The following is a 19218-nucleotide window of genomic DNA, read 5'->3' as shown; positions in this document are numbered from 1 at the left end:
GGGCATTTTTATCTGCTAGATAAGCCAGGGACCTTGTCTGTCGCCCTTCTAGTTCTGCGTGCGCACTGGCTTGGTAGCCCACTCACGCGCCGCGGCGGCATGTTCGCGGACGGTTTCGCGCTGTTCAGCAACGCGAACGCCGGCGGTCCCGCCCTTGGTTGTGCGGGAAGCGACCGCACCATCAATGGTCAGGACCGCGCGCACCTCTGGGGTCAGCCGCTTGTCGACGCCCCTAAGTTCCTCGTCAGTGAGATCCACCAGGTCCACTCCCCGCTCTTCGGCGATGCGTACGCACGCGCCGGAAGCTTCGTGTGCTTCGCGGAAGGGCACGCCTTGGCGAACCATCCACTCTGCTAGGTCGGTGGCCAAGGTGAATCCGCGTGGTGCCAACTCGCGCATCCTGTCCTCATTAAAGGACAGGGTGGACACGAGCCCGGTCATCGATGGCAGCAACAAATTGAGCTGCGCCACCGAGTCCACGATGGGTTCTTTGTCCTCTTGCAGGTCGCGGTTATAAGCCAGTGGCTGTGCCTTGAGCGTGGATAGCAGCCCCGTGAGGTTGCCAATCAGGCGCCCGGTCTTGCCGCGGGTAAGTTCCGGGATATCCGGGTTCTTTTTCTGCGGCATGATGGATGAGCCTGTCGACCACGCGTCATCCAAGGTGACGTAGCCGTACTCTGGGGTACACCAGTAGATGATCTCTTCTGCCAGCCGGGACATGTCCACTGCGATCTGCGCCAGCACAAAGGCCGTTTCCGAGGCAAAATCGCGAGATGCGGTGCCATCCAGGGAGTTTTCCGCAGCGGAATCAAATCCGAGCTCTACGGCGATGGCTTCTGGGTCAAGCTGCAGGGAGGAACCTGCGAGCGCACCCGAGCCATACGGGGATACGGCTAGCCGCTTATCCAAGTCCTGCAAGCGTTGAATATCGCGCAGCAGCGGTTGGGCATGACCCAACAATTCGTGGGCAAGCAAGATGGGCTGCGCGGCCTGGGAGTGCGTCTTGCCCGGCATGATGGCCTCGGGATGCGCGGCGGCTTGATCCGCTAGGGCATCGACAAGCTCGGAGACTTGCAGGGTCGTATCGCGGATGGCATCGCGCACCCACATGCGAAAGAGCGTGGCAACTTGGTCATTGCGGGAACGTCCCGCGCGCAGGCGGCCGCCTACCTCGGGCCCAACGATGTCGATGAGGCCGCGCTCCATGGCGCCGTGCACATCTTCGTCGGTGGGTGCTGGCACAAATTCGCCCGAAGCTACCTTTTCCCCGAGCTCGGTGAGTCCGGAAAGCATGGTGTCGAGGTCGGCATCGGAAAGCAGCCCTGCCTTGTGCAGCACCTTGGCATGCGCCTTCGAGGCGAGTACGTCGTAAGGGGCAAGCACCCAGTCAAAATGGGTGGAAACCGAGAGGGCGAACATCGCTTCGGAAGGGCCGCCGGAGAACCGGCCGCCCCAGAGCGCGCCTTCGTTAGTCTTGTGTGGTTCCATCGGTGCCTATTTTTCTGCGCTGGTGGGGAAACCACCCTCGCGGTCACGCTGGTTGGAAATCTGGGTGGACAAGCCGTGCAACTGGACAAAGCCCTTTGCAGCGGTCTGGTCGAAGGTATCGCCGGTGTCGTAGGTAGCCAAATCGAAGGAGTACAGCGACTGTCCGGAGCGGCGGCCGGTGACGGTCGCGGTACCTGCGTGCAGGCTCAGGCGGATATCGCCAGTGACGTTCTCCTGGGACTCCTCGATGAAGGCATCCAGAGAACGCTTGAGCGGCGAGTGCCACAGGCCGTCGTAAACCTCCTCGGACCACCGTGCATCCGTCAGGCGCTTGTAGCGTGCCAGCTCGCGCTCCACGGTGACATCCTCCAGCGCCTCGTGGGCCTGAATGAGCACCATGGCACCCGGTGCCTCGTAGACCTCGCGGGACTTAATGCCCACCAACCGGTCCTCTACCATGTCCAGGCGGCCGATTCCCTGGGCACCAGCGCGGCGATTGACCTCTTCGATGACCTGCAGCGGGGTCAGCTTCTTGCCATCGACCGCAACTGGAACACCCTTCTCAAAGGAAATGATAATCTCATCTGGAGCATTGCCCAGGCCCGGGTCTTCCGTATATGCGTAGAGATCCTTTGTCGGCGGGTTCCACAAATCCTCCAGGAAGCCGGTTTCTACCGCACGGCCCCACAGGTTCTGGTCGATGGAAAATGGCGAGGCCGCCGATTGCTCAATGGGCAGGTTAATCTCTTCTGCAAAATCGATGGCCTTATCGCGGGTCCATGCATAATCGCGCGCTGGGGCGACGATCTCTAGCGATGGATCCTGGGCGCGGAAGGACACCTCAAAGCGCACCTGGTCATTGCCCTTACCGGTACAACCGTGGGAAACGTGCGTTCCGCCGTGCTCCTGGGCGGCTTTTACCAGGTGCTTGGTAATCAGCGGGCGGGAAATGGCAGATACCAGCGGGTACTGCTTCATGTACATGCCATTCGCCTTAATGGTGGGCACGCAGTATTGCTCCGCAAACTCATCTTTGGCATCGATAACGATGGACTCCACCGCACCGCAATCGAGCGCGCGCTGGCGTACGGACTCCATATCCTCGCCGCCCTGACCCAAGTCAAGGGAGACGGCAACAACGTCGCCGCCGGTCATCTTTGCCAGGTATGGAATGGCTACCGAGGTATCGAGGCCACCGGAATAGGCCAAGACTACGCGTGCAGACATGCTAAGACTCCTTCAATAATTGAAAAAAATTCGGTTAGTTAAATAATATACGAGCGGGTGCGAGAATGCCACTATTCTTTAAATCTTCTGCGCCTTCAGCCTTTCCGCCAATTCCGCACCGGTAACCCCCTCGCGTGCCAGCACAAAGATGGTGTCATCACCGGCGATGCACCCCACTACATCGTGCAGGCCCACGCGATCGATAAAGCTGGCGAGGTACTGCGCTGCGCCCGCCGGCGTGCGCAACATCGCGATATTCATCGAAGAATCGTGGGAGACCACCAATTCATCCAACATGCGCCGCAACTTCTCGCGCGGTCCGCCCACCTGATCTTCGAATTGTTCCAGCTCGCCCGCGACCATATAGTACGAGCGCCCACCGTCTCGCTTGACCTTCTTCGCTCCCAGCTCATCAAGATCCCGCGACAGCGTGGCCTGCGTGATATCGATGCCTTCTGCCAACAAGAGCTCCGATAATTGCACCTGGCTCGTGACGCGATTGCGATCCAAAATTTCCAAGATCTTTGCCTGCCGGGCATTTCGAGTGCTCGGGGTGCTCATCGCTAGCGGTTCTCCTTATTAATATCGAGCAGCCACACCAGCAGTGCCTTTTGGGCATGCAGGCGGTTTTCCGCCTCATCGAATACTCGGGACTGCGGCCCGTCGATGACCTCTGCTGCCACCTCGTTGCCACGATAGGCCGGCAGGCAGTGCAAGAAAATAGCGTCGTCCTTCGCCTTTGCCATCACGTCTTCGGAGACCTGATAAGGCAAAAACGGCGTGCGCCTGTCCTGCCCATCGTTTTCCTGGCCCATAGACACCCAAGTATCCGTTATGACTACATCGGCGCCGGCTACTTCCGCAACGTCATCGGTAACCGTAACGTTACCGCGCTGCCGTGCGCGCTCGACAAATTCGGGACGAGGCTGGAACCCCTCCGGCGAAATGATGGAAATATCCATGCCAGCGGTAGCAAAGCCAATCATATAAGAATTAGCCATATTATTATTGCCGTCCCCAAGATAGACCGCCTTGCGGCCAGCAAGATCGCCAAGGTTTTCCCGGCAGGTCAGAAGATCGGCCAAAATTTGGCAGGGATGCAGGTCATCAGACAGCGCATTGACCAGTGGAACCGTCGAAGTCTCCGCCATCTGTTCCAGGTTGTCGTGGGCATATGTGCGCCAGACGATGGCCTCCACGTAGCGGGACAAGACCGCGCCCGTATCCTGGTAGGACTCGCCCTTGCCCATCTGCGTGCCCGAAGAATCAACGGTAATGGCGCTGCCGCCCATATGCGCAATTCCGGTTTCAAAGGAAAAGCGGGTGCGCGTGGACGTCTTATCAAAGAGGACGGCTATCGTCTTTGGTCCCTCCAACGGGCGCCGCGCGAATGGATCGGCCTTGAGCTTAACCGCGAGATCGAGGACTTCTTTTTGTTCCTCCGGGCTAAGGTCATCATCGGCTAAGAAATGGCGCAAGCTCATACTAATTCCTCCACAACGGTGCGTAGCTTTTCTAGGGCAGTATCAATTTCCTGCTGGGAAATGACCAATGGCGGAGTAAGGCGCAAAACGTTCTCGCTCGGGGCATTGAGGATTATCCCTTGCTCAAATCCACGCTTGACGGCCTCGCGAGCCACCGGCGCATTTAATACAACACCTAGCATAAGACCGCGGCCGCGCACCTCGCTGACCCCGGAAATCTTTTCTACTTGCTGCGCTACGTGCTCGCCCTTGGCGGAGACCTCATTCAAGAACTTCTCATCGAGTGCATCGAGTACTACATTGGCCGCAGCGCACGCCACGGGGTTTCCGCCAAAGGTGGTCCCGTGGGAACCCGGCTGAAATAAATCCTTGGCGCGACCGCGGGTGATAGTGGCGCCGATAGGCAATCCGGCGCCGAGGCCCTTGGCCATGGTGACGACATCGGGGGAAATTCCCTCAAACTCGTGCGCAAAGAATTGCCCCGTGCGCCCTGCCCCGGCCTGGACCTCATCGACGATGAGCAAAATACCGTGTTCATCGCATAAATCAGCAACGGCCCGCATAAAACCGGCGGGAGCGGGGATAATTCCGGTCTCACCCTGAATCGGCTCGAAAATGATGGCGGCGGTATCCGCGGCGTCTTGCTCCACTAATTGGCGCAGGTAGTCGATATCGCCGTAAGGATAAAATTCCACGCCACTTGGCAGTGGGCGGAATGCCTTTTGCTTATCGGGCTGCCCAGTCATGGCCAAAGAGCCCATTGTGCGCCCGTGAAAACCATGGTGCGCGGCGAGGATGCGCCGCCTACCGGTGAGCCGCGCGAGCTTGAATGCCGCTTCGTTTGCCTCTGAGCCGGAGTTGCAGAAAAACACGCGCGCGTCGCTATCGCCTACCCGCTCAATGAGCTTTGCCCCAGCGTCGAGCACAGGTTGGGTGGCAAAAAGATTGGAGGTATGCACAAGGGTGCGGCTTTGCTTGGCAACGGCATCTGCTACCTCCGCATTGCCATAGCCCAAGGAATTCACGGCGATGCCGGCCAGCAGGTCAATGTAGGTTTTCCCGTTCTCATCGGTAACGGTAGCCCCCTCCCCGGACACCAAGCCGAGTGGCGGCTCACCGTAGGTATTGGCCAGCGTTTCTGACCATCGGCCGGTTAATGTTTCTTGTGCGCTCATGCGATATCGTCCTTCCTGAACACTGTGCCTTCGGGATAATCGTGCTTTTCGTAATCATCGGGCAGGACCATCGTTCCAATGCCGCCTGGGGTTAAAAGCTCAAGGAGTACGGAATGGCCTATTCGGCCGTCGATGACGTGCGCGGCGGATACCCCGCTCTGCACGGCATTGAGGCAGGACTCCATTTTGGGAATCATGCCGGAGCTCAGGCCGGGAAGCAGCCCAGTAAGCTCATCGCTTTCGATTTTGGAGACTAGGGAGTCTTTATTCGGCCAGTCGGTATAAAGGCCTTCCACGTTGGTCAAGATGACAAGGCGTTCTGCTCCCAGTGCGCTCGCTAGCGCACCCGCGGCGCTGTCGGCGTTGATGTTATATACCTCACCATCGGCTCCTGGCGCGATGGTTGAGACCACCGGGATGCGGCCGGCTTCGATGATGTCATTGACGGCTGCCGGGTTGACCTCCACGATATCGCCCACCATCCCGATATCGGTCGCCTCTCCTTCTACTTCCACAAACCGCTTGGTGGCGCGGAAAAGTCCAGCGTCTTCGCCGCTTGTGCCCACGGCGTAGGGCCCGTGCGAGTTGATGAGGTTTACTAGTCCACGGCCGACTTGGCCAAAAAGGACCATGCGCACCACATCCATGATTTCGGGCGAGGTGACGCGGAAACCGCCCTTAAACTCGCCTTCGATGCCGAGCTTATCCAGCATGGAATTGATCTGCGGGCCGCCGCCGTGGACGACAACGGGCTTTGCGCCGATGGTGCGCAGAAACACCATATCCGCCGCAAAGGCTTCCTTGAGTTCCTCATCCACCATGGCGTTGCCGCCATACTTGACGACGACGATTTTATCGCGGAAGTGTTGCAACCACGGCAGGGCTTCAGCCAGCACCGTAGCGCGTTCTTGATTATTCAGTCCGGGAAACATTTCTCCTCCTAGGAGCTATACGCCGAGTTGATCTCAACGTAGGAGTAGGACAGGTCCGTCGTGCGGACAAAGGCCGTACCTTCACCGCCGGTGCCGAGATCCACGCGGACATCGATATCTGCCCCGCTCAAGTCCACATCGCGGGCCCCGGGCGCGCCCGTCGAGTGCTCGCATACCGGCTGGTCATTGAAATAGACGGAGATATTGTCTGGGTCCATGTCTGCATCCGCCATGCCGACGGCGGCCAGTACCCTGCCCCAGTTAGGATCGGAGCCAAACATGGCGCATTTGAATAAATTATCCCGGCCAAGGGTGCGAGCGGCATTGAGCGCCTGCTCATCGGAGCCCGTGCCTTCAACGGTGATCTTTACGCGCTTTGTCACTCCCTCAGCATCGGCTTGGAGCTGATCCGCAATATCCGCGCAGACCTCTAGGATTGCTTGGTACAACTCTTCTTCGCTGGGCTGTACGCCGGAGGCCCCGGAGGACATGACAATCACGGTGTCATTGGTAGAGGTTGAACCGTCCACGTCCAAGGTATTAAAAGTCTGTGCGCAGGCCTTTTCCAGCGAGCTTTGGAGGACCGCCGCGTCAGCGACGGCATCGGTAGTAATGCAGACCAACATCGTGGCTAGCGACGGCGCCATCATGCCAACGCCCTTGCCCATAGCGCCCACGGACCATCCATCGCCTGCAAAAGCGGATTCCTTGGGGACGGTATCCGTGGTCATAATGGCTGTGGCGGCATCATTGCCGTGCTGTGGAGTCGTACCCACGTGGTGCACGACGTCAGCGATGCCCGCAAGCGCATTCTCCATGGGCAACGGCTCGCCGATAAGCCCGGTAGAACAGATGGCAATATCCTTCACAGCGATATCCGTGCGATGAGATACGGCGTCCACCATTGCGCGCGCATCGGCATCGCCTTGCGCGCCATTGCACGCATTGGCATTGCCGGAGTTGATGACTACGGCGCGCAACTGGCCATCCGCTACCGCCTCGCGGGAGACCTTTACTGGGGAAGCCACCACGCGGTTGCGCGTAAACACCGCCGCCGCATCCGAGCGCGGGCCCTCATTGACGATCAAAGCTAAATCCGATTTTCCGGAAGGCTTGATTCCGGCCTTTACCGCGCCGGCACTGAATCCGGCGGGTCCTGTGATTCCTGGTGTAGTCATCATTTCCTCCTCTGTATTGTGCGCAGCCCTAAGGGGCGACTGCGGCTTGGGGCAATCCCAAAGTTTCTGTCCATCCCAGCGCAAGGTTCATACATTGCACGGCGGCACCGGCGGTACCCTTGCATAAATTGTCTAGCGCCGCGGTAATGATGAGGCGGTGGGAATTTTCATCGACGTGGGCTTGGATATGCACCATGTTCGTGCCCACCACGTTCTGGGTTTCCGGTTGTTGGCCTTCTGGCAGCACTAGGCAGAAGGGCTCATCGGCATAGAATTCCTCAAATGCGGTGCGCACCTGCTGCTTGCCGATGCCCCCTTTCAGCTCCGCCGTAATCGTCGCCAGAATCCCGCGGGGCATGGGCGCAAGCACCGGGGTGAAACTCACGGACACCTCATCGTGGGAAAATGGTTGCAAGTTCTGCACGATTTCCGGGGTATGCCGGTGGGTGCCGCCTGGTTTATAAGCCTTGACGTTTCCCATGGTCTCTGCGCCCAATTGCGCGACGGAAGCCTTCTTTCCCGCTCCGGAGACGCCGGTGATGGCAATCACGGAAAGGGTGGATTCCACTAGCCCTCGCGCAATAGCGGGCAGTGCCCCCAAGGTAATGGCCGTGGGGAAACATCCGGGCACGGCTACCCGGTTTGTGCCTTTAAGGTTTGACCTGTTTTCCGGGATTTCCGGGATACCGTACGGCCACTGCCCCGCATAGTTCCCGCCGTAATAGGCTTTCCAATCGCTTTCCTTACGGAGCCGAAAGTCGGCGGCGCAATCGATGATGGTTACCTCATCGCCCAATTGCTCCGCGATCCGCGCCGAGTGTCCATGCGGCAAGCCCAAGAATACGACGTCATGTCCCGCAAGTTCCTCGGGTGTCGTTTCGGCGATAACGCGCTCTGCCAGTTGCGGCAGGTGCGGCATAATTTCTTCGACGCGCTGGCCCACTTGGGAATTTCCCGTCAAGGAACCAATGCGCAGGTCACCGGAGTGATAGGCAGGGTGGGATAGCAGCAAGCGCAGTATCTCTCCGCCGGCGTATCCTGTGGCCCCTGCCACTGCTACTGAAATCGTCATACCCGGAACTATAGCAAGAAATACGCTCCACTGTATGTTATTCAGTGAATTGGATTACTTTTCGCAGCTCATAAGGAGTGAAAATAATAAACATCTGCATGAAATAGCATAACGGCGAAGACCCAAGACCCGAGTGGCTTATGTGCCACCAAAGTCTGGTTCTTCGCCGTTTAATGCAAAGGGCTGGACTACTGGGTCTGCCCTATGCTCGCATTTCTGCGCCGAAGCGCTGCTTGGCCAATTCGGCGGCTGTAGTGCGGTGCTCGTTGACCTCCTCATCGGTCAAGGTACGGTCTGCAGCGCGGAATTGCAGCTGGAAAGCTAAGGATTTTTTGCCCTCGCCCAATTGCTCACCGCGGAAAATATCGAAGAGGTCGACCGACTCGATGAGATCGCCAGCTCCCTCTTCTACCGTGGCGCGCACCTTTTCTGCTGGGATATCCTCATCCACCACCAGCGCGATGTCTTGGTGCAAAGCTGGGAATGCAGACAGCACCGGCGCTGGGAAGCGCTCCGTCAACGGCAGCGCCGTGATATTAAGCTCCATCGCACACGTGCGCGGCGGCAAGTTGAGCGCCTCAAGAATCTGGGGGTGCAATTCGCCGGCGTAGCCCACGATGTCATCTGATCCTGGCACCTTGATGGCGGCGCACCGGCCTGGGTGCCACGGCAGGTGTTGCGCGGCTTCGACCTCGATATCAAGGCCCGCGGCGCGGGCAACCAGACGTGCGGATTCGATGGCATCCGCATAAGTGTAATCGCGGCCTTCGCCCCACGGGCCCTCGTGTTCCATCTTGCCCGTAGCGACGGTTGCCACGTGCAAGGGCTGATCCGGGAGGGTGCGCAGGAGTTCTTCCACAACTTCATCGCCAGGACGCTGGGCAACGGAAGGCATCGGTGACGATTCTGCGCGCTTGAATGCCACCTGCTGCAGGCCATACAGCGCCAGATCCTTGCGGCCGCGAGCTACGTTGCGGCCCAAAGCCTCAAGCGTTGCGGGAAGCAAGGTCGTGGCCAAGATGGCTTTGTCAGACTCCAACGGGTTCTGCACTGCCACGGTAGTGCGGCGGGCATCGTCAGCGGCAAGGCCCCACACATCAAAGGTGTCGTTTGCGATAAACGGCGTGGGCAAAACCTCTGCGTAGCCGGCATAGGCCAAACCGTGGCCGATGGCGCGGCGGCGCTTTTGCGCTAGGGGCAAACCACGACCGCCTGCTGGCGTAGGCAGAACGGTGGGGATATCTTCTAGGCCTTCTAGGCGCAAGACCTCCTCGATGAGGTCAACGTCCATGGAAATATCGGTACGCCAGGTCGCGGGTGTGACCTTAAGTACCGAATCCGATTCTGCTTCGACGGAGCAACCGACTTCTTCGAGGCGGGAGATAACGGTCTCGCGGGAGTACTCCACACCGGCGTATTCGCTCGGCTTTTCCGCACGCAAACGAATAGCCTGTGGCTGAGCAACCTCACCGACGAGGGTGCGACCCTTGTCAATCGTTCCGCCCGCGATGGAGTGCAACAACGCACACGCAATATCGAGGGCCACCTCGACGATGGCCGGATCGACGCCGCGCTCAAACCGGCGCGATGCCTCAGAAGAAAGCTTGTGCCGGCGAGAAGTGCGGGCCACGGTGATGGGATCCCAGATTGCGGACTCAAAGTAGACATCGGTGGTCTGGTCAGAAATCTCTGAGCTCGTACCGCCCATAACGCCGGCTAGAGATTGAATGCCGTTGTCATCACAGATGACCACGTCTTCACCAGAAAGTTCGCGAGTGACGTGATCGAGGGTCTCAAACTTCTCGCCTTCGTGTGCATTGCGCACCGTAAGGTCGCCTGCGATTTCATTGGCATCGAAGGCGTGCATCGGGGCGCCCAAGAGCAACATGACGTAGTTGGTCACATCCGTTGCCACATTGACGCTGCGCTGGCCGCACAGCATGAGTTCGCGTTCCATCCAAAATGGGGTGCGTGCCTGCGGATCGATGCCGGTCACCTTGCGCACGCCAAATCGCTGCGCCTTAGTTTCCTCGCGCAGATCGATGTTGAGAAGCGATCCTTCGGCCTCTGGCACAACAGAGGTATCGATTCCAGCTACCGCTGGATCATCGGCGACGTCCTTAAACTCCAGATCAAAGGCCGAGGCGATCTCGCGGCTTAACCCACGCGCGGATAGTGCGTAGCCGCGGTCTGGGGTGATATTGACGTCAAAATCAGTATCGGACAGGCCGATGACTGGACGGGCATCTTCGCCCACCATGTCCGCAACTTCCTCTCCCAGCACGATGATGCCGTTTGCCTGCGCGCCAAGGCCCAGCTCAGCAGCGGAGCACATCATGCCATTGGAGATGTGATCATAGGTTTCGCGCGCTGCGATTTTGAAGCCGCCGGGCAGCTCTGCGCCGGGCAGGGAGACTACAACGTAGTCATGCAAACGGAAGTTACGCGCGCCGCAGATAATGCCCTGCAATTCACCGGTACCATTGGCCTGACCGACGTTGACCTGGCAATACCGAATGGGCTTTTTGAATTTCGTAAGCTCTTCGATTTCTACGACCTGGCCAATGACCAGTGGTCCAGTAGTCTCAGGGATAGGCTCATATCCCTCGGTTTCAAAACCTACACGGACAAAACCAGAATCCATATCGGCAGCGGACACGCTCCAATTCGGATTGGAAGCGCCAAGGATACGGGTAACCCAGTCTTGGGAAATAAGCATGATGTATCTATCCTTTCTGGGTTTTAAGCCTGTACGCCAAAGGGCAAGGTGAAGCGGACATCGCCTTCGACCATGTCGCGCATATCGGTCAGTCCATTGCGGAATTGCAGGGTGCGCTCAAGGCCCATGCCGAACGCGAAACCCGTATATTCTTCCGGATCAACACCTACCGCGCGCAGCACATTGGGGTTTACCATTCCGCAACCGCCCCATTCAATCCAGCCGGCCCCGCCCTTTTTATTGGGGAACCAGACATCTACCTCGGTAGAAGGTTCCGTGAACGGGAAGTAATTAACGCGCATGCGCGTCGTGGTTTCGGGGCCGAAGAGCACTTTGGCCAGGTGCTCAAGCGTTCCGCGCAGATGAGCCATGGTCAAACCCCTATCCACGGCGAGCCCCTCCACCTGGTGGAAGACCGGGGTGTGAGTAGCGTCCAGCTCGTCCGTACGGAAAACGCGCCCCGGACAGGCGATGTACAGGGGCACATCGCGCTCGAGCATCGTGCGCACCTGCACCGGCGAGGTGTGCGTGCGGAGAACTTGCTTGGAGCCTTCCTTGCCCACGTGGAACGTATCCTGCAGGGTGCGCGCTGGGTGATCCGGCTTGAAGTTCAGGGCATCGAAGTTAAAGTACTCTGCCTCGATCTCTGGGCCGTCGGCGATTTCCCACCCCATGCCAACGAAAATATCGGCAATGCGCTCCGATAAGGAGGTAATGGGGTGCAGCGCACCCGTTTGCGCCCGAGTCGTAGGAATGGTCACGTCAACGGTTTCGGCCTTCAGCTGGGCCTCGCGAGCCTGCTGCTCCAATTCGTCCTTGACCTGCGCAAAACGTTTTTCCATCTTGCCGCGGGCCATATTGACGGCCTTGCCGGCGGATTTGCGTTGATCCTTGGGGATTTGCCCGAGGGATTGGCGGGCTTGCGGGATATACCCGTTTTCGCCTAAGTGCTCGCGGCGGGCAGCGGTGAGATCCTCTAGCGTCTCTGCTGCTTCGAAGGCTGCGATAGCCTTATCGGCCGCGGCCCCGAGGGCCTGTTCGGTCAATTCGATCTGCGGTGTATCGGACACGTACTTCGTACCTTCTTCTCGCGCGAAAACTAACGCGTGCAATCATACTCTGTCACTAGGACACGGACGGTCTCAGGGACCCCTTTTTCATTCGCTACAGCGGATAAACGCGATTGCGGCCTAACTCTGTTCCTGTGCCTTGGCGGATTCGTACAAACAAATACTGGCCGCGGTGGCAAGGTTGAGTGACTCCGCGCGCCCCCGCAGCGGGATGCGTACCCGCATATCGGCCTCTTCAAGCAGCTCGCCCAGCCCGTGGGCTTCATTGCCGAAGAGCCAGGCGGTGGGTTGGGTGAGGTCGGCATCGGCAAGCTCTACTTCCCCATCCGCGGCCGTAGCGACGATTTGCATGCCAGACTTGCGCAATTGGCCGAGTACGTCCTTGATATTTGGATCGCGTGCAACTGGGACGTGGAATAAGGAGCCTGCCGAAGCCCGGGCAACCTTGCTGCCTAAGGGATCCACGGTCTCGCCGGCGAAGATCACGCCGTCGGCGCCCATCGCGTCCGAAGTCCTAATCAACGTCCCCGCGTTCCCGGGCTCCGAGGTAAGCACCGGCACCGAAATCAAATTCGGCTTTCCATTAAGAATCTTTCCTGCGGACCACAAGACCGAAGAACTACACAGGGCAAAAATTCCCGTCGTAGTCGCAGTATCGGCCAGATGCTTTGCGGCCTTATCTGTAATGGGGTGGACGTAGACATCCATATAGCCGCAGGCCGTGACGATGTCCGCAAAGCGCTCCGCGGCCTTTTCCGTCACAAATACATCCGTGGCCGCACCCGTAGACACCGCTGCGTCCACGGCATTTTCGCCCTCGATAATGAACTGTTTGGCTTTCTTGCGGTTAGCAGCGCGGTGCAATTTCACCGCGTTAACAATGCGCGGAGTGCGTTCGGTAAAGGCGGACTCAAAGTCTAAATTCATAGGCTCTACCCTACCTTGGCCCCAATACTTCTCGTTTCGCACCTTAGGCATGACAAAACCCTGCCGGAAATCCGGCAGGGCCTTGGCGCAATCGCTTATTTCTGAAGGGGAACTCCGCGCGCATCCTTGTCATAATCACCCATGCCAAGAAGAATCATGAAGAACTCAACGAGTACCCAGATTCCCAGCACGGCCCAGAAGAGGATGCCCAACAGGAACCAGAAGGTAAACCAGCCGATGATATTGAGCGATAACTGCACAATGGCATAGGTGGTGCGGCCGGTGTAGAAGTTATGCGCACCGACGCTGCCCAAGAAGAAGCACAGGAGCAAGGTAGCAACCCAAGACTTCTGGTTGCCTGCAGCTACATATTGTTGCTGTGGATAGCCCTGCGGCGCATAACCACCGGATTGGAAATCCTGGGAGTAATAAGGCTGATTCTGGCCAGGAAATTGGTTGGAACCAGAGTTTCCTTCTGGTTGCTCACGGTTATACGGGCTCATCATAGCTTGGCAGTCTCCTTGCAAATACTAGCTTTATAGACTCATCAATCTAGCACACAGCGTGCACGATTTTGACGAGCATTAGGCGTTGAGATAGCACGAAACCCACCCCACGCCGGGGATTAACCGGTGATGGAGTGGGCAAGCAGCTATGTAGCTGAAAAGCTTACGCAGCCTTCGGTGCGTTGACGTCCTCAGGCAGGGCAGCCTTGGCGGTCTCGCACAGTGCGGAGAAAGCCTCGAAGTCGTTGACGGCAAGCGAGGCGAGGATCTTGCGGTCTACCTCGATCTCGGCCAAGCGCAGGCCGTGGATGAGGCGGTTGTAAGTGATGTCGTTCATGCGGGCAGCAGCGTTGATGCGCTGGATCCACAGCTTGCGGAACTCGGACTTACGCGCGCGACGGTCGCGGTAAGCGTAAGTCATAGAGTGCAGCCACTGCTCCTTAGCCTTACGGTACAGGCGGGAACGCTGACCACGGTAGCCCTTGGCGGACTTCAGGATCGCGCGACGCTTCTTCTTTGCGTTAACTGAGCGCTTTACTCGTGCCACAATAATACTTCCTTAAATTCTGGTTGAGATGGTGGATGTGGGTTGATTGGGCGCTATTAAGCGCGACCGAGCAGACGCTTGACGCGCTTGGTGTCTGCCTGGGAGACGGACTCGGTGCCCTTGAGGCGACGGGTGCGCTTGGAGGGCTTGCCCTCCAGCAAGTGGCGGCGGTTTGCCTGCTCGCGGCGCAGCTTGCCGGAACCGGTCACCTTGATGCGCTTTGCGGTGCCCTTGTGGGTCTTCTGCTTCATGAGTATAAGTCCTTAAATCCTACGTGGAATATGGTTTACTTTTTGCCCTTACGAACCGGACCCAAAACCATGGTCATATTGCGACCATCCTGCTTGGGGCGGGACTCAACTACGCCAACCTCAGCGACGTCATCGGCCAACCGCTCCAAAAGCCGGAAACCCAGCTCCGGACGCGATTGCTCGCGGCCGCGGAACATGATGGTCACCTTGACCTTGGATCCCTTTTCCAGGAAGCGAACTACGTTACTCTTCTTGGTCTCATAATCGTGATCGTCGATCTTCGGACGGAACTTCTGTTCCTTCACCACGGTCTGCTGCTGGTTCTTACGAGATTCGCGAGCCTTTTGGGCCTGCTCATACTTGAACTTGCCGTAGTCCATGATTTTGGCAACTGGGGGCTTAGCCTTTGGAGCAACCTCGACCAAATCCAGGTCAGCTTCATAGGCAAGCTTGCGGGCATCATCAGTGCGGACGATACCCACCTGTTCACCACCGGGTCCGACAAGACGGACCTCGGGTACTCGGATACGCTCATTAATGCGAGCTTCAGCGCTGATTGTGGTTCTCCTCGATTAGGGGTTTTGGGTAATGAGTTCACCTACCGTGGACCACAAACGAATCTAACCCGGTCTGCCAATGGCAGCCGGGAGATCTCACAGAGCCAGACACTAATGTCTGGTTACCTTTACCGTTATCCAACGAGCTTTAAGTTCGCGGCATCGGGTGGGAGAATCTCCGCTTGTGACCCAGGTTCCTGCAAAAGGTACCTTGGGCGGTAGTAGGTATGAGACTAGCAGCCGCTGCCACTCAAGGCAAACCGCGGTGAACTAAGCATCCTCGCAGGTGGAATCGGGCTCTAGATTTTTATCTTCAATGGATTTGTCGATGACCTTGAGGACGTCATCGGCAAGATCATCAATCGCGGCGGAGCCACTTTCATAATCCTCGCCTTCGACGACGACGCTTAGTGCTACTCCTACCCTTTTGCCGTCCTTTTCATGGACACCGAATTGGCGGAAAGTGTAATCATCGCTATTTTCATCAAGCCCCCAGCCGCTTTTGGCCCGGGTGCTTGCATGTTTCGATAGGCCGACGCTTTGCCATTCTACGATGTCATTTAATACCTCATGAACGTATTCGGCTTCTTTGATACAGGGCAATTGCGCGCCAAAATTTGCTTGCTCCTGCAATGGCCAGGTGGAGTAACCAAAAGCGTCAGCCTCAATGGAGGCCTTCGAACCGTGCTCGCGCAAGAGCTTTTCCACCGCCTCCGAAGCCTCGCCTTCTTCCCACTGCACCTGGGACCACAATGCGTACGCGGCATCATTATCGGATTCCTTGATCGCTAGATCTACCAAGGACGGATCGGCGCCGTCTTGCAGCGCGGTAATGGCGATGGGCACTTTGATCGTGGACCAAGCTGGCCCTTCGCCTTTGTCTCCCGCAGAGATTTTTTCTTCGCCGGCGGAAATGGCCACGCCGACCTTGGCGTCATAGTGCCTGGATACCGTATCAACAGCGCGGTCTAGATCTTTGGTGAGTGTTGCATCGGCTTTATCGCTCGCGCTTGCCGATGCCCCTTCCCCCGCCGTATCCGGCGCCTGCTCGGGAGACGAACACGCCGCCACGGCAGCAAGCGACACCGTGGCCAGTATCGCCCCCACTTTCCGCCGTAGATTCATTCCTCACAGACTAGCCCATATTTTAAAAAGAGGGCAATTTTTCGCAGAAACTATTCCTCTAGTGATTAGGTCAGCATTTCCTTGAGGTAGCCGCCGGTATAGGACCCTTCCACTTGTGCAACCTTTTCCGGAGTTCCCTGCGCGACCACGGTGCCGCCACCAGCACCGCCTTCTGGACCCATGTCCACAATCCAGTCCGCAGCCTTGATAACGTCAAGGTTGTGCTCAATGATGAGCACGGAATTGCCCTTATCTACCAAGCCTTGAATCACCAACATTAACCGGCGAATATCCTCAAAGTGCAGACCGGTCGTCGGCTCATCCAGGATATAGATGGTGCGGCCATTGGTGCGCTTTTGCAGCTCCGAGGCAAGCTTCACGCGCTGGGCCTCACCGCCGGACAATGTGGTGGCGGCTTGGCCGAGGCGCACGTAACCCAAGCCGACATCGACAAGCGTGGCCAAGTAGCGGTGGATGGAGGTAATGGGCTCGAAGAAGTCCGCCGCCTCTGAGATGGGCATGTCCAGCACTTCCGCAATGTTCTTGCCCTTGTAGTGGACCTCCAAGGTCTCGCGGTTATAGCGCGCGCCCTCGCAGACCTCACACGGAACATAGACATCCGGCAAGAAGTTCATCTCGATCTTGATGGTGCCATCGCCCTGGCAAGCCTCGCAGCGTCCACCTTTGACGTTGAAGGAAAAACGTCCGGCCTTGTAGCCGCGCACCTTCGCCTCTTGGGTCTCCGCAAAAAGATTGCGAATCTTATCAAAGACGCCGGTATAGGTAGCCGGGTTAGAACGCGGTGTGCGGCCAATCGGGCTTTGATCCACCTGCACCAACTTATCTAGGTGCTCGATGCCCTCCACGCGCTTGGCGCGCCCAGGAACCTGACGGGCGCGGTTGAGGTTATTAGCCAAGGTCTTGGCCAGGATCTCATTGACCACGGTGGATTTGCCGGATCCGGACACACCGGTAATACACACCAGCACGCCGAGCGGAATCTCGACATTAATCCCCTTGAGGTTATTTTCCCGTGCGCCGACTATCTTGAGGGTGCGATCTTTATCGATCTCGCGGCGATGATCCGGAACGGCCAGGACCTTGGAACCGGACAGGTACTGCCCCGTTAAGGACTTCTCTACCTTCTCCACGCCGGCGGGCTCGCCTTGGTAAACCACTTCGCCGCCGTATTCACCGGCGCGCGGGCCCACATCCACCAGCCAATCGGACGAGCGGATGGTGTCTTCATCGTGTTCGACCACGATGAGCGTATTGCCAATATCGCGCAGGCGCTGCAGGGTTGAGATCAGGCGGTGATTATCGCGCTGGTGCAAACCGATAGACGGCTCGTCCAAGACGTAGAGCACTCCAGCCAGCCCGGATCCAATCTGCGTGGCCAGGCGAATACGCTGGGCCTCGCCGCCGGACAGGGTCGAAGCACCGCGGTCCAAGGTGAGGTAGTTAAGCCCAACGTCCAATAAGAAGCGCAGGCGGGCCTGGGTTTCCTTCAGCACCGCTCCCGCGATAATTTCCTCACGGTGCCCCAAGACGAGCGAATCCAAAAACTCTGAGGCATCCTCGATGGACAGGGCGCTTAGCCCCGCGATGGACTGTTCACCATGCGAGGTCGACGCCAAGCGCACGGCGAGGATTTCCGGCTTCAGGCGCGTTCCCTTACACGTGCTACACGGCACCCGGCGGGTGTATTGCAGCAGGCGATCCTTTTGGGACTGCGAATCCGTGGTATCCAATTTGCGGTGCAGGAAGCCTACTGCGCCCTCAAAAGGCGCGGTCCAATTGCGCTGGCGGCCATAGCGGTTCTTATAGCGCACCCGCACCTCGGTTTCGGTGCCGTAAATCAACGCATCGCGCTGCTCCTTCGTCAGCTCGCTGACGGGGGTCTGCGGATCAAAGCCCATGGCCTTGCCCAAACCTTCCACGAGTTTGACAAAGTACCGGGAGTTCGGGCTCGAATGCCACGGCTGCACGGCATCGACGGCTGGGGCATCCGGATCCGGAATCAGCAGATCCACGTCCACTTCGAGCTTAGTGCCCAAGCCATCGCAGACCGGGCAGGCGCCAAAGGGGGCGTTAAAGGAAAACGCGCGCGGCTCGTACTCCTCGATGGTAAGTGCATGGCCATTGGGGCAGGCCGCCTTTTCAGAATAAGTATGCGTGAGTTCCTCTTTATCAACGAACTCGATGGTGACGAGGCCATCGGCAAGCCGCAAAGCCGTTTCCACGGAATCGGTCAGGCGTTGCTTCTGGGAGGCTTTGACCTGCAACCGGTCCACCACCACCTCGATGGTGTGCTTAACCTGCTTCTTCAGCTTTGGCGGATCACTTAACTGGTGGGTCTCTCCATCCACGCGCACGCGGGAGTAGCCCTGTGCCGAAAGGTCTTGGAAGAGGTCAACAAACTCGCCCTTGCGCTTGCGCGCTACCGGGGCAAGCACCTGAAACTTCAGCTTTTCTTCCTGCTCCAGCACGGAATCGACGATCTGCTGCGGCGTCTGACGCTCGATGACGGCATCGCACTTGGGGCAGTGCGGCGTGCCGGCGCGCGAGAAGAGCAAGCGGAGGTAGTCGTAGATCTCCGTAATCGTGCCCACGGTAGAGCGCGGGTTATGGTTCGTGGATTTCTGATCGATGGACACCGCCGGCGATAAGCCACCGATGTATTCCACGTTGGGTTTATCCATCTGGCCCAAAAACATCCGGGCATAAGAGCTCAACGATTCCACGTAGCGGCGTTGGCCCTCCGCAAAGATGGTATCGAAGGCCAGCGAGGACTTACCGGAACCCGAAAGCCCAGTAAAAACCACCATTTTATCGCGCGGAATATCGATATCCACGCCCTTGAGATTGTGTTCCCGTGCGCCTCGCACAATCAATCGTTCTGCCACTGCGCTCCAGCCTCCACATCATAGATTTTAATCTCCCCTTGAATGTACCCGTAA

Annotated in this window: 17 protein-coding genes; all 17 read right to left on the bottom strand. The window is 58.1% G+C overall.

What is annotated here, in order from left to right:
* Window positions 1–48: 48 nt before the first annotated feature.
* A complete protein-coding gene (gene argH / locus ACLI1T_RS05545) occupies window positions 49–1488 on the bottom strand; it encodes an argininosuccinate lyase (RefSeq protein ID WP_349853216.1) in 1440 nt (479 codons plus the stop codon).
* Between the two features lie 6 nt (window positions 1489–1494).
* The gene (locus ACLI1T_RS05540) at window positions 1495–2715 is read right to left on the bottom strand and encodes an argininosuccinate synthase (protein ID WP_023017895.1); all 1221 of its coding nucleotides are present in this window, start codon (window positions 2713–2715) and stop codon (window positions 1495–1497) included.
* A gap of 78 nt (window positions 2716–2793) precedes the next feature.
* Window positions 2794–3276 carry an arginine repressor gene (locus ACLI1T_RS05535; protein WP_023026561.1) on the bottom strand — a complete coding sequence of 161 codons (483 nt, stop codon included), beginning with the start codon at window positions 3274–3276 and terminating at the stop codon, window positions 2794–2796.
* 2 nt (window positions 3277–3278) lie between these two features.
* Window positions 3279–4199, bottom strand: a complete 921-nt coding sequence (argF, locus tag ACLI1T_RS05530) for an ornithine carbamoyltransferase (RefSeq protein WP_411703259.1) — start codon at window positions 4197–4199, stop codon at window positions 3279–3281.
* Window positions 4196–5374, bottom strand: a complete 1179-nt coding sequence (locus ACLI1T_RS05525) for an acetylornithine transaminase (RefSeq protein WP_411703258.1) — start codon at window positions 5372–5374, stop codon at window positions 4196–4198. The genes argF and ACLI1T_RS05525 overlap by 4 nt, the downstream gene beginning before the upstream one ends.
* Entirely contained in the window at window positions 5371–6306 is a 936-nt protein-coding gene (gene argB, locus ACLI1T_RS05520; protein ID WP_023026555.1) for an acetylglutamate kinase, read from the bottom strand. Before argB ends, ACLI1T_RS05525 begins: the two co-directional genes overlap by 4 nt.
* Window positions 6307–6314: 8 nt before the next feature.
* Window positions 6315–7484 carry a bifunctional glutamate N-acetyltransferase/amino-acid acetyltransferase ArgJ gene (gene argJ, locus ACLI1T_RS05515; RefSeq protein WP_349853229.1) on the bottom strand — a complete coding sequence of 390 codons (1170 nt, stop codon included), beginning with the start codon at window positions 7482–7484 and terminating at the stop codon, window positions 6315–6317.
* A 28-nt stretch (window positions 7485–7512) separates the two neighbouring features.
* Window positions 7513–8556, bottom strand: a complete 1044-nt coding sequence (gene argC, locus ACLI1T_RS05510) for an N-acetyl-gamma-glutamyl-phosphate reductase (RefSeq protein ID WP_349853208.1) — start codon at window positions 8554–8556, stop codon at window positions 7513–7515.
* Between the two features lie 202 nt (window positions 8557–8758).
* Window positions 8759–11275 (bottom strand): phenylalanine--tRNA ligase subunit beta, encoded by a 2517-nt coding sequence (gene pheT, locus ACLI1T_RS05505; protein WP_411703257.1) that lies wholly within the window; start codon window positions 11273–11275, stop codon window positions 8759–8761.
* A gap of 23 nt (window positions 11276–11298) precedes the next feature.
* Window positions 11299–12345 carry a phenylalanine--tRNA ligase subunit alpha gene (gene pheS, locus ACLI1T_RS05500; RefSeq protein ID WP_349853205.1) on the bottom strand — a complete coding sequence of 349 codons (1047 nt, stop codon included), beginning with the start codon at window positions 12343–12345 and terminating at the stop codon, window positions 11299–11301.
* A 120-nt stretch (window positions 12346–12465) separates the two neighbouring features.
* Window positions 12466–13272 carry a TrmH family RNA methyltransferase gene (locus tag ACLI1T_RS05495; RefSeq protein WP_023027922.1) on the bottom strand — a complete coding sequence of 269 codons (807 nt, stop codon included), beginning with the start codon at window positions 13270–13272 and terminating at the stop codon, window positions 12466–12468.
* A 95-nt stretch (window positions 13273–13367) separates the two neighbouring features.
* The gene (locus ACLI1T_RS05490; protein WP_023026542.1) at window positions 13368–13778 is read right to left on the bottom strand and encodes a TM2 domain-containing protein; all 411 of its coding nucleotides are present in this window, start codon (window positions 13776–13778) and stop codon (window positions 13368–13370) included.
* Window positions 13779–13941: 163 nt separating this feature from the next.
* Window positions 13942–14325: a 50S ribosomal protein L20 gene (gene rplT / locus ACLI1T_RS05485; protein ID WP_411703256.1), complete on the bottom strand. Its 384-nt coding sequence runs from the start codon at window positions 14323–14325 to the stop codon at window positions 13942–13944.
* Window positions 14326–14381: 56 nt separating this feature from the next.
* A complete protein-coding gene (rpmI, locus tag ACLI1T_RS05480; protein WP_005280326.1) occupies window positions 14382–14576 on the bottom strand; it encodes a 50S ribosomal protein L35 in 195 nt (64 codons plus the stop codon).
* 35 nt (window positions 14577–14611) lie between these two features.
* Window positions 14612–15133 (bottom strand): translation initiation factor IF-3, encoded by a 522-nt coding sequence (infC, locus tag ACLI1T_RS05475; RefSeq protein ID WP_081443661.1) that lies wholly within the window; start codon window positions 15131–15133, stop codon window positions 14612–14614.
* Between the two features lie 270 nt (window positions 15134–15403).
* A complete protein-coding gene (locus ACLI1T_RS05470) occupies window positions 15404–16219 on the bottom strand; it encodes a hypothetical protein (protein WP_232208517.1) in 816 nt (271 codons plus the stop codon).
* A gap of 104 nt (window positions 16220–16323) precedes the next feature.
* Window positions 16324–19164, bottom strand: a complete 2841-nt coding sequence (gene uvrA / locus ACLI1T_RS05465) for an excinuclease ABC subunit UvrA (protein WP_023026537.1) — start codon at window positions 19162–19164, stop codon at window positions 16324–16326.
* Window positions 19165–19218: the final 54 nt, after the last annotated feature.

This window comes from Corynebacterium tuingiense (assembly GCF_046718165.1).
Taxonomy (GTDB): domain Bacteria; phylum Actinomycetota; class Actinomycetes; order Mycobacteriales; family Mycobacteriaceae; genus Corynebacterium.
Note: the sequence above shows the minus strand (reverse complement) of the source record. Positions and strands in the feature narration are given on the sequence as shown.